At 47.1% G+C, this 11,767-nt stretch carries 9 protein-coding genes; all 9 read left to right on the top strand.

The window, feature by feature from the left end; genetic code table 11:
- Positions 1-30: 30 nt before the first annotated feature.
- The 9 genes from K401_RS0101805 (at position 31) to K401_RS0101765 (ending at position 11,315) form a co-directional block, all read left to right on the top strand.
- Positions 31-531 carry a C-GCAxxG-C-C family protein gene (locus tag K401_RS0101805; RefSeq protein ID WP_024291359.1) on the top strand — a complete coding sequence of 167 codons (501 nt, stop codon included), beginning with the start codon at positions 31-33 and terminating at the stop codon, positions 529-531.
- Positions 524-1,429 (top strand): TDT family transporter, encoded by a 906-nt coding sequence (locus tag K401_RS0101800; RefSeq protein ID WP_024291358.1) that lies wholly within the window; start codon positions 524-526, stop codon positions 1,427-1,429. Before K401_RS0101805 ends, K401_RS0101800 begins: the two co-directional genes overlap by 8 nt.
- Before the next feature lie 268 nt (positions 1,430-1,697).
- The gene (locus tag K401_RS0101795; protein ID WP_024291357.1) at positions 1,698-3,008 is read left to right on the top strand and encodes an extracellular solute-binding protein; all 1,311 of its coding nucleotides are present in this window, start codon (positions 1,698-1,700) and stop codon (positions 3,006-3,008) included.
- 10 nt (positions 3,009-3,018) lie between these two features.
- Positions 3,019-3,903 carry a carbohydrate ABC transporter permease gene (locus K401_RS0101790; RefSeq protein WP_024291356.1) on the top strand — a complete coding sequence of 295 codons (885 nt, stop codon included), beginning with the start codon at positions 3,019-3,021 and terminating at the stop codon, positions 3,901-3,903.
- Positions 3,903-4,736 (top strand): carbohydrate ABC transporter permease, encoded by an 834-nt coding sequence (locus K401_RS0101785; RefSeq protein WP_024291355.1) that lies wholly within the window; start codon positions 3,903-3,905, stop codon positions 4,734-4,736. The genes K401_RS0101790 and K401_RS0101785 overlap by 1 nt, the downstream gene beginning before the upstream one ends.
- A 99-nt stretch (positions 4,737-4,835) precedes the next feature.
- Positions 4,836-6,563, top strand: a complete 1,728-nt coding sequence (locus tag K401_RS0101780; RefSeq protein WP_024291354.1) for a cache domain-containing sensor histidine kinase — start codon at positions 4,836-4,838, stop codon at positions 6,561-6,563.
- Positions 6,560-8,164, top strand: a complete 1,605-nt coding sequence (locus K401_RS0101775) for a response regulator (protein WP_024291353.1) — start codon at positions 6,560-6,562, stop codon at positions 8,162-8,164. Before K401_RS0101780 ends, K401_RS0101775 begins: the two co-directional genes overlap by 4 nt.
- A gap of 98 nt (positions 8,165-8,262) precedes the next feature.
- The gene (locus K401_RS0101770) at positions 8,263-10,359 is read left to right on the top strand and encodes a beta-galactosidase (protein WP_024291352.1); all 2,097 of its coding nucleotides are present in this window, start codon (positions 8,263-8,265) and stop codon (positions 10,357-10,359) included.
- Positions 10,356-11,315, top strand: coding sequence for an ROK family protein (locus K401_RS0101765; RefSeq protein WP_024291351.1), 960 nt, complete (start codon positions 10,356-10,358; stop codon positions 11,313-11,315). The genes K401_RS0101770 and K401_RS0101765 overlap by 4 nt, the downstream gene beginning before the upstream one ends.
- Positions 11,316-11,767: the final 452 nt, after the last annotated feature.

The raw sequence follows: 11,767 nt of genomic DNA, 5'->3' as shown, positions 1-11,767 counted from the left end.
TATCAATAAACATGCAGGAGGATACATGAGATGAATGTGAAACAGGCAGTTAGTATAAAGAAAATTGGGGATGATGCGGAAGATCTGTTTCGTGGAGGATTTTTTTGCTCAGAGGCGGTTGTAAGCTCTATGAGATCAAATTTTGAATTGGATATACCAGAAGAAGTCATAGCCATGGCTTCCGGCTTTCCTGTAGGAATCGGCCGTTCCAAGTGCCTGTGCGGAGCGGTATCAGGAGGAGTAATGGCCCTTGGCATATTCTTTGGACGGACAAAGCAGGGAGATCCTAAGGTAGAGAAGAATTTAGAAGTGTCAAAGGAGCTTCATGACTGGTTTAAGGAAAACAACGGGAAGAATGCCTTATGCTGCCGGATCCTGACCAAAGAGTTTGATATGGGAAAAGGGGAGCACAAGGAACAGTGCATTCATTTTACAGGACTGGTAGCCAAAAAGGTGGCTGAGATCGTGGTGCGGGAGTACGGTCTTACCAATACCGATGAACTGGTGCCTGCGGAGGGATGCAATGATTAAAAAAATTCCGGTTCCAATGGCAGGGCTTTCTCTTGGGTTTGCTGCCCTGGGAAATCTCCTTCAAACCTATTCAGAATCCATCCGTCTGGTATGCGGAAGCATCTCCGCTATATTGGCAATTTTGTTTTTGTGTAAATGCATTTTTCATTTTGATATGGTAAAGGAAGATATGAAAAACCCGGTGATGGCAAGCGTATCCGGGACCTTTTCCATGGCGGTGATTCTTCTGTCAGCCTATGCCAAGCCTTTTATCGGCGGCGGTGCGGTCTGTATCTGGTATTTTGGCATTGCCCTGCACGTTCTTCTCATCGTGTATTTTACCGCGCGTTTTCTTTATAAGCTGAATATGAAAGCCGTATTTGCCAGCTATTATATTGTTTATGTGGGAATTGTAACGGCCAGCGTAACGGCTCCTGCCTTTGGGCAAACAAAGCTGGGAATGGTCATTTTCTGGTTTGGCTTGATCTCGTGCCTGATATTACTTGTTCTTGTGACGGTCCGGTACGTAAAACACAGGGACATCGCAGAACCGGCAAGGCCGCTGTTTTGTATCTATACGGCTCCGGTGAGCCTTTGTCTGGCTGGATACCTTCAGTCCGCCGAAACAAAATCAATGACAATGGTTCTTCTGCTCATGGTATTAGCCTGTGTATTATATGTGGCCGTGCTGATCCGTCTGCCAAGATTCCTTGTCCTGCCTTTTTATCCAAGCTACGCGGCTTTTACATTTCCGGTGGTGATCAGCGCCATTGCAATGAAGATGTCAACGGCGTTCCTGGGAAAGATGGGATATGCCGTGGGATTTTTACCGGCAGTGGTCCTTGTTGAAACCGTGATTGCAGTCTGTCTGGTGGTCTATGTATTCATCAGGTATATGAAGTTTTTATTCAGCAGATAATAAGAGTACTTATAGTAAGAGGGTGTTGCTGAATCAATGCCGTTAGGTTAAAACTTAATGGCATTGATTCAGCGGCACCCCTGTTTTTTATTTTACAGGAAGGTTCTCTGGACTTTCCGGTAAAATAAAAACGCTCCGCTTTGGAACCCTGAATGTGTAGAATTTCAAACTTTTTAATAGATACGTCCCCTTAAAACATTTCCGGGGGCTTGTTATAATCTCCATAAGTGAACGAAACAGGTTCTAAGTGAAAAGGAGGATCATTCTTATGAGAAACAAAATTTGGATGCGGCTGGCCAGCCTGGCCTGTGCCGGGATCATGGGGGTTACATTGACAGGGTGCGGGCAGAAAGCGCCGGAGGCAGCAGGTCAGAAAGTGGAGATTTCCATGCTGGATTTTTTTATACCAGGGGAAGGGGTCACAAAGGCGATGAAGCCGTTGCTGGATAAGTACTTAGCAGAGCATCCCAATGTGACCATTGATGAAGAATCGGTTTCCAACGCTGATCTGGCAACAAAGGTGCAGACCCTGGCCGCAGGGGAAGAACTGCCTGACATCTTTATGATCAAGGGGCAGATGGCGGAGTCATTTGTGGAAAATGGGAAAGTATATTCTTTAAATGAGGCTTTAAACGGTGATCCGGCATGGAAGGATAATTTTAAGGAGGGAGTATTTTCCAACTTTACAATTGGAGAGAACATCTATGCTGTACCGTTTCAGGTGACAAATACCTGTGTATTTTACAATACGGACTTATTGAAACAGGCAGGGGTCCAGGAGTTTCCGAAAACATGGTCTGAGCTCTTGGAGATCGTTCCAAAACTTAAGGAAATCGGGGTGACGCCTATCGTACTTGGAAATAAGGAGAAATGGAATGCGGAATCCGTTATCATGAGCACCCTGGGCAACCGGTGTACGGGAGACGAGTGGTATCAGAGCATTCGTGACCGCAGCGGAGCGAAGTTTACAGATCCGGAGTTTGTGCAGTCCTTACAGGCTTTAAGTGATCTGGCCGAAGCCGGGGCATTTAATGAAGATGTAAACAGCATTGACGGCGCCCAGCAGAGACAGTTATATATGAATGGAAAAGCGGCTATTACCATTGACGGCAGCTGGGCCATTGCGAACTTTGATGAGAACTGCCCGGAAGAAGTGAAAAATGTAACGGAAATGGCGGCTCTTCCCATGGTAGACGGAGGAAAGGGCAATCCTGAGACAATCACCGGAGGCGCCGGCTGGGCTCTGGCGGTAAATTCCAAGATTCCGGAAGAGAAAAAGGCGGTAGTCATTGAGATCTTAAAGGCAATGACAGGGCCGGAATACGGTACGGCTGCCATTGAAGAAGGAACTTTGACTGCTGTGAAGCCGGGAGAAGAAGTTAAGATCGAAAAGACCGTAGCTGCAAAGTTTGATGTATTTGCAAAGGACAGACCATTTATTCCTGTTTATGATCATCAGCTGAATTCAGGCGTGATCGATGTGATGCAAAGCGGGCTACAGGAATTGCTGATCGGCAGGGTTTCCCCTGAGGAGCTGGCTCAGCGGATCCAGACGGAATATGAAAACAGCGGAAAGTGAGTGACAGGAAATGAGTAAGGCATTAAGACCCAAAAACATAGTGATCTATGGTTTGCTTGCTCCTGGACTGGCTGTCTTTATACTCTGCTGCATCGCACCATTGTTTGTGGCAGTTTATAACAGCTTCTTTGACTGGGATGGAGGTCCGGTGAAACGGTTTGTCGGGGTTCAGAATTATGTGGAGCTGGTACAGGACAGGGCATTTTGGAGCGCATTTAAAAATAACCTGACCTTTATCTTCTGGACGGTACTGGGGCAGATCGGGATTGCCTTTCTCATTGCCATGCTTCTCCAGTCCAGGATTTTAAAATTTAAAAATTTCCATAGGACGGTTATCTTTTTCCCGGTAGTATTATCGGCTGTTGTGGTGGGATTTTTATGGAGGATCATGTACAACTCCCAATACGGCATTGTGAATACCATGATGCGTGCTGCGGGACTTGGAAATTTCATACAGCTGTGGCTGGATGATCCGGATATTGTGATCGGCTCCCTGGCGATTCCAAAGGTCTGGCAGTTTATCGGATACTACTTGATCATTCTGCTGGCAGCGATCCAGGGCATCGACCAGAGCGTTCTGGAGGTTGCGGAATTAGACGGGGCTACCGGATGGAAAAAGTCTAAGTACATTGTAGTGCCTCTCATCAAAAACACGCTGATGGTGACCATTATGCTTTGCATATCCGGTAATATGAAGACCTTTGACCAGATTTTTGTAATGACAGGCGGGGGTCCTGGGACCAGCTCGGAGGTAGTAGCCCTGTATGCGTATAATGTTTCCATGAACCGCATGCGTTACGGCTACGGCAGTACGGCGGCTATTGGAATCCTGATTCTGAGTTTAGGACTGATTTTGCTCAGCAGGCTGGTTGGAAGAAGAAAGGAGGAGTCTTGATGAAAAAGATTTACAGCATGGTTCAGGCGGTTATGGCAAATGCGTTTGTGACGCTGTTTTCCGTCACCTGTATATTCCCGATCATCTGGATGATTTATTCTTCCCTGAAAACGGATAAGGAGTTTTCCCTGGACATATTAAGCCTTCCTGCCAGACCGGAGTTTGGAAATTACGCCAAGGCGATCACCGAGGGCAGGATCGGCTCCTATTTTATGAACAGCATGTTCAATACCCTGTCAGCCTTAGTTGTGGTGCTGGTGATTTCCTTTGTTACAGGCTACTGTCTTTCCAGATTCCGCTTTAAGGGAAGAACCTTTATTTATTATATGTTCCTTTCCGGCATGCTCATTCCCATCTATGCCCTGCTGATTCCTATTTTTGTGGAGTTTAAAACTCTGGGATTGCTGAACAGGAAATTTACGCTGATCCTTCCCTACATAGCATTTGCTCTGCCCACGGGGGTATTTCTGGTGGAAAGCTCCGTGGAAAGCGTGCCCATTGAAGTGGAGGAGGCCGCCTGCATAGACGGAAGCTCTTTTTTAAACACCATGTTCCGGATCGTTATGCCCATGTGCAAGCCGGTTTTATCCACCTGCGCCATTTTAACCTTCCTGCATACATGGAATGAATTTCCTCTGGCACTGGTGCTGATAAGAAGCAATGCACTGAAAACAATGCCCATCGGTCTGACCAATTTTGTGGGAAGCTACACGGTCAATTATCCTCTGATGCTGGCGGCGCTGGTGGTTTCTACCTTACCGGTTGTAATTATGTACTTACTGTTTTATAATCAAATTATGAAAGGCATGACTGCAGGGGCGGTGAAGGGGTAATAACGTTGGAGGAATGTTTAGGCAAGCCAGATCATGGCTTGTCTAAACTTGTTTGCACAGGCCATGAGCCGAAGGAATATGTTTGCAAAAGGAGCAGGTATGAAGACTAGGTTTAAAAATATATTTGGAAGCTTGCAGATGGCCATATTTGCCATGGTCCTGGTACTGATCCTGATTCCTACCACGATTCTGGGGGTGATTTCCTACGGCCAGTACCGGAAGATCATTACGGAAAATGCGACCACACTGAATCAGAACAATACGACTCAGATCGCCGCCAATATGGAAGGCATCATGAGAAACGTGGGGAACAATTCTCTTTCCTTTTTCCAGAATGAACGGGTGAGAAATTTCCTCCTTGCCGATGGGGAAGAAGAGGTGGAAAGCGCTGCCTATGATCTGGACCGATACGTCAGGAACCAGCTTTGCTATGAGGAGTATGTTTATGCAGTGGATTTTGTCCGCATGGACGGAAAAAGGTACAGCTCCACCTCCATCACCGACGGAATCAGCAAAGAACTGCAGGAAAAGCTGCTGAAGGAGAACGGCCATGCTGTTTTTTTAACAGATGTGAAAGTCAGCCCTGATTGGGGGAGCAACCAGGAAGAGCTGTACGGATATGCAAGAAGTATTAATGACATCAATGACATTGGCACAACCATTGGGTTTCAGAAAATCTATATAAAAAAGAGTGTGCTTAAGCGGCTGCTTTCTGATCAGCTGTCAGAGGGTGAGGCCTACTACTGTGTGGAAGACGGAATCATCCGGATTTCTACGGAGCAGGAAACGGAAGGCTGGGAGATCGCCAGAAGATTTCCGGGCTTGAAACTGGAATCCTCTGAAAACCATGATGGTGACCTGGTCTATGCCAGGGTGAAGTATCCGGGCTGGTATGTGATAAAGAAGATTTCTCCCCTCCAGGTGGAGGATGATGCGTCAGTGGTACGCCAGCTTCTGATTTCCACAGGCATTTTGGCAGTGATCCTCTGCGGGATCATGGGCTTTTTCCTGTCCCGGTTTGTGATAAAGCCCCTGGGAGATTTAGAGTCCTCCATGGGGAATCTGGAAGAGGATGATTTTAAAAGGAAGCTGCCGGAAAATGGTTACAGGGAAATATCCGTCTTATCCATGGCCTTTAACCGGATGACCCTTCGCTTAGATGAACTGGTAAACCGGGTATACAGGGCGGAAATCCGGGAAAAAGATGCCCAGATCCGTGCCATGCAGGCATACATTAACCCTCATTTTCTTTATAATACCCTGGATACCATCTGCTGGATGAGCCGGATGGAGCAGGCATTTGAAACCTGCGGCCTCATTGAGGCATTGTCCAAGCTGTTCCGCACTTCTGTGAAGGATACAAGTAAAACCACCACAGTGGCAGAGGAGACGGAACACATACAAAATTATATCAAGATTCAGGGGTGCAGGTATACGGATACCATTGAATTTGACATAATCATGGAGCCTGGAACAGAGGAATGCGAGACCGTGCGGTTTGTCCTGCAGCCTCTTGTGGAAAATGCCATTGTCCACGGAATGGGGGAGCAGGAGCATTCCGGAATGATCCGGATCAGAGCGGAGAGACAAGGGGAAGATCTGGTTCTGTCTGTGGAGGATGAAGGAAAAGGCGCCGATGTGGAAGAATTGAACCGGCTTTTGGAGGGAGAAGTGGATGGCCTGCGGGGAATGGCTTTATTCAATGTACATGAAAGGGTAAAGCTGTGCTTTGGAGCCGCTTATGGAATCCGTTTCCGGGAAAGAGGAAGCAAGGGATTGGCAGTTGAAGTTGTTCAGCCGTTTCGAAAAAGGGGAGAAGGAATATGATCCGACTGATGATAGTAGATGATGAGCCCATCATCCGGGAAGGGATGATGACCATCATTGATTGGGAGAGTTTGGGGATTATGGTAGTCGGCACTGTGGGAAATGGACGGGATGGCCTGGCCAGGGCCATGGTGGAAAAGCCGGATATTGTGATCACGGATATCCGGATGCCCATTGTGGATGGAATCAAATTTACTGAGGAATTGCGTAAGAAATTGCCAAAGACCCGGATCGTATTTCTTACCGGGTACAATGATTTTGAATATACCCGCCATGCGGTGAGGGTGGGGGCGGCGGACTATCTTTTAAAGCCCATTAACACAGAGGAACTGACCGGGCTGATTCAAAGGCTGGTAAAAGAGATCAGCAGGGAGAGCAGAGAGTTTGAAAGCCGCAGCCAGAGAGCGGTCCTGCTCAAAGAGAATCTGCCTCTGATGCGCAGCCGTTGCATCCATGATTTTATGTGGGGAAGGACGGAGAAAAAAAGATTTTTGGAACGGGCCGGTTATCTCGGCGTTCCTTTAGAGGAAAAAAGGTTCCGGATCCTTATTTTTTGCATTGACTATTATTTCCAGCTTCTTGCCAACGGGGAAAGGGAAGCAGATTTGCTTAAGTACGCCCTGTCCAATGTGACGGAAGAGCTTGCGGGACGGCTGGGAAAGGTCTGTGTCTGCGATGAAGGCGAGGCCAGGCTGATGATTCTCTTATGTTCAGGGGAAGACACCAGGGAGGTGGCAAGAAGCGCCAGGGAGGTGCAGTTTTATTTAAGAAAGCATTATGGACTGTCTCTTTCCGTTGGAATCGGTAAGCTGGTGTCAGAATGGGGAGATTTAAAGCTCTCATACCAGAATGCTGATGAAGCCCTGGAAGAGCGGATGAAGCAGGGCAGCAGCCAGGTCATCACCAGGGAAGAATCCCAGGGAAATCTTCGCGGGGAAAAGATATTCATCACGTCAGAGGAAGAGGCAGAATTAAAAAATGCTGTCACACTTCTGGACAGGCGGAAGATTTATGATATGCTGGAAGAGATCTTTCAAAAATATGTCATGGAACAGGCGGTGGGACGAAAAGCCGTGGAACAGCTTTGTATGTACCTGGTGCTGATGGCCATGCGGGAGATCCAGCGTTTCCAGCTGACTCCTGAGCAGGTTCTGGGCCGAAATTACTATTATTATGAAGAAATATCCAAATATGAAACTGCGGAAGATTTGGAAATGTGGCTGAAGGATATCTATGGCTCCGTGCTCCGGGCGGTGGAAGAACGGCGAAGCAGCAAATACAAGGGGATCGTAACAAATGGAATTGCTTATGCCCAGGACCATTTTTCAGAAAGCCTGCAGGTGGCGGAGGTGGCAAAGGCTGTTTATGTGACGCCAAACTATTTCAGCAAGATTTTTAAAGAGGAGACAGGAGAGAATTTTACTGACTGGTTAAACAAGTTCCGCATTGAGATGGCAAAAAAGCGGATGGAAAAGGAGCCGGAAACAAAAATTTATACCATTGCAGAGGAATGCGGATTCAGCGATTACAAGTACTTTGCCTTTATTTTCAAGAAATATACCGGATATACGCCTACCTCTTACCGGAACATGATCGTGTAGAATATGAAACCTTAATGTAGAATATCAGGTTTATAGATTTTCCATGGCTTTTATAATGGAAGATATTCTATAAAAAAAGGATGAATAAGGAGGACATCATGGATCGATTTTTATTTGGGGCAGTCTACATTATTGAGCAGGATTATACACAGGAGGAGATCAGGAGAGATTTGGCTTATATGAAAGACTGCGGCTTTAACCTGGTTACTCTCTGGCCGGTGTGCAATCCATGGCTTGCACAGGACAGCCATCAGTGGATATTCACTCAGACCAGACAGGTGCTCGATGAGTGCGAAAGCCTGGGAATGAAGGCTATTTTACAGCTCTTTGGACAGAATCAGGCTCAGGAATTTATGCCGGACAGTGCCTTGACCGAGGATATGCTGGTCTGTGATGAAAGAGGAGAGCATATCAATGAAAATTGCTTCTGGGCGAACTTAAATCATCCGGTGGTCCGGGATTATATGGACCGGTATTTCCGGGAAGCGATCACGTCATTACGGGATCACAGGGCTGTATACGGCTACGACGTGTTTAATGAAGCCCATTTTAGAAGCGACGACCCTTATACCATACAAAAGTATCAGGAATGGCTGGAGGAAAAATACGGCACCATCGGACATTTGAACCGGGTGTGGCATAGAAGATATGAGAGCTTTGGGCAGATTTCTCCCAAAAGAAGAAGATCGCCTTACAGTATCTGGAGCAGCATCATGCCGGATCTGGAATATGAAAGGTTCCGGAGCGTGACTTTGACCCAGATCTGCAGTTTCCTGTATGAAACCGCAAGGAAATACGATACAAGCCATCCGATCATCATTGATGGAACCAGCGCACAGATCCTGTCAGGGGATGTGACCCTTCGCAACAACGATGAATTTGCCACGGCAAAGATCCCGGATGTGTACGGCTCAACCTTTTACCCTAAGAGCTGGGGAAGAAATTACCGCAATACGCCCTGGACTATGTCCATGTATTATTCTGTTCCCGCAGGAGCGGCAAAAAAAGCCGGAAAACCGTATATGGTCAATGAGTTGCAGACTCACACCCAGTCCGTGCTGACCCCAGGCTCCGAGGTAACACCCCAGGAATTGTACAACTGGATTCTTATGTGTATCTTCACTGGTGCCAATGGGATGCAGCTGTGGCGCTGGAGGCCGTTCTTACACGGGTACCAGTCCACGGGACGGGGGCTTACCAGAATGGATGGGACCCCCAATGAACGTGGGGCACGGGTGAAAGAGCTGATGAACCTGATTCGGGAAAATGGAGATTTGTTTGACAGCTTCCAGGTGGAAGCTCCTGCTGTAAAGATAGCTGTTTCCTATTCTTCCAGACTTTATTTTGATGCGTTTTTAAAATGGAACAACAGCTTTTGGAGTGAGGATGTGGAAGGCTGGTACCGTCTTTTCTGGAACAGGGGCTTAAATCCGGAATTTACGGATATTGAGGATCTGGAAGGGGAGGAGGCCTTGGGTTTGGTGCTGCCTTCCGCCTTAAGCATCAGCGGGGACATGGCAGAAAAGCTTACCTCATACGTAGAACGAGGAGGAATCCTCATCTCTGATGGCAGAATGGGAAGTGTCAATGAATACGGGGAAGTGCCTGCAGAAGGGATCCCGGGAAAGCATTTAAGCAGGCTCTTCGGACTGCGGGAAGTGGATGTGGATTCCGGTCACTCCTTTTCCATTAAGAAACCAAGTGACGTGGAAAAAATAAATCCTTTAAAAGAGAGAATTCCATGTAATTTCATGGAACAGCGTTTAGAGGTGGATGAGGATACCCGGATCCTTGGAACCATGGAAGACGGAAGTCCTGCCGTGGTGCTTCATCCCTATGGAAAGGGCTGCACACTGTATTTCAATTCTTTTATAGGAGCGGAGCTGAAAAAACAGAACATCCCCCAGGTGGAGCAGCTGGTGATGGAGGTGATCACCGGACGGCATGATTCTCTGTTCACCGTAAATAAGGGAAGCAAGGTGCATGTGGCCTGCATCCGGTCAGAGGGGAGCAGGGCAGTTCTGATCATTAATTTTAATGAAAAGGCTGAAGAAGTGACGCTTCATGGGTTGGGAAATAAAACAGAATTTGTGAATCTTTTAACAGGTGAAATTGTAAAGGCCCGGGAGCAGGTAAAGCTGCTGATACCGGAGAATACGGCTTATATTTATAAATGTCAGGGGGAATCAGAGTGAAATTGGTGTTTGATGTAGGCGGAACAGCGGTTAAATACGGCGTTTCCGATGAGGAGGGAAACTTTTCTTTCACAGATTCGGTGCCTACGCCGAAAACAGATGTGAAGGAATTTTTGAAAGTGACCGGAGATATATTCGAAAAGGCTGTCAGGGAATATGCCCTTGACGGTCTGGCCTTCAGCTTTCCGGGAGAGGTGCACAGCAGGGAAGGGGTAATAAAGGGCATCAGTGCTGTAGAGTATCTGCATCACATCCCTTTGAAGACGATTCTGGAGGAACGGTTTGGCGGGCTCCCTGTGACCATGGCCAATGATGCCAACTGCGCTGCCATGGGGGAACGTTGGAAAGGGGTGGCAAAGGAATATCAAAATGTTGTGTTTGTGATCTGCGGGACCGGTATCGGGGGAGCGGTGATCGAACGGGGAATGCTGGACAAGGGAGTGACCATGAACCGGGGAGAATTCGGGAACTTTCCCATGGGAGGCTTTCAGGACGGAGCCCTTCTTTCCTGGAGTGATTATACCCTGGAAAAGCAGGCACAGAAATACAATATGAAAAAACAGCCAAAGGAGGCTCCTGTTGATGGGATAAGGCTGGAACTGCTGTCCAGGAAGGGAGACCGGCTGGCTGAGGAACTGATGGAAGAATTTTACTACTGGATGGCGGTTGGCTGCATAACCCTGGAATTTGCCTTTGATCCGGAACTCATTGCCCTCGGCGGCGGGATCAGCAGCAATCCGGGAATCATTGACCGGATCCGGAAAAAGGTGGTTTCCCTGTTGGATGGACAAAGGCAGGGCTATTTAATGCCAAGGATCACAGCCTGCGCAAACGGCAGCAGGGCGAATCTGTACGGAGCTCTTTATTATCACCTGTATGGAGAAACGATTGAGTTGAATGGAATTACAGAGCAGAACCATTGTGGCCTGATGCTGAGAAAAGTAATTGCACATTAAAATGGGATATGTTACCATAGTGGCATGGAGCAATCGTGTCACTGCAAGGGCGTTGGCCTTCTATCTTTACATAGATAGGAGGTGGTGCGGATGAAATATGACTTTAAGGACCTTATGTCTTTTGGTATGTTCATTTTAGCATTACTTACCTTTATATTTTATAATTGTAAGTAGCGTTTTTCTATAAAGTCCTGGGAACAGGCATAGAAAAACCACCCTTGTATACTTTGGACGGTTACAGGGTGGAATTTTCTATCGTTTAATCGGCCAACCCCTTGTATTGGGGTGGTTGCTCCTTTTGTGTATTTATTATAACATTTCTGGCATGGCATTTCAATAGTTTTCTTTGATATGCAAAGATCAAAAAACAACGGACAGGTATCCGCCATTTTGAATCTCCTAAATTGGAACTATAAATTTATTCAGACGTTGCAAACAGAACATATATACGA

Source organism: Lacrimispora indolis DSM 755 (genome assembly GCF_000526995.1).
Lineage (GTDB): Bacteria > Bacillota > Clostridia > Lachnospirales > Lachnospiraceae > Lacrimispora > Lacrimispora indolis.
The sequence above is the reverse complement of the archived record's forward strand: the minus strand, read 5'-3'. Positions and strand labels throughout refer to the sequence as shown.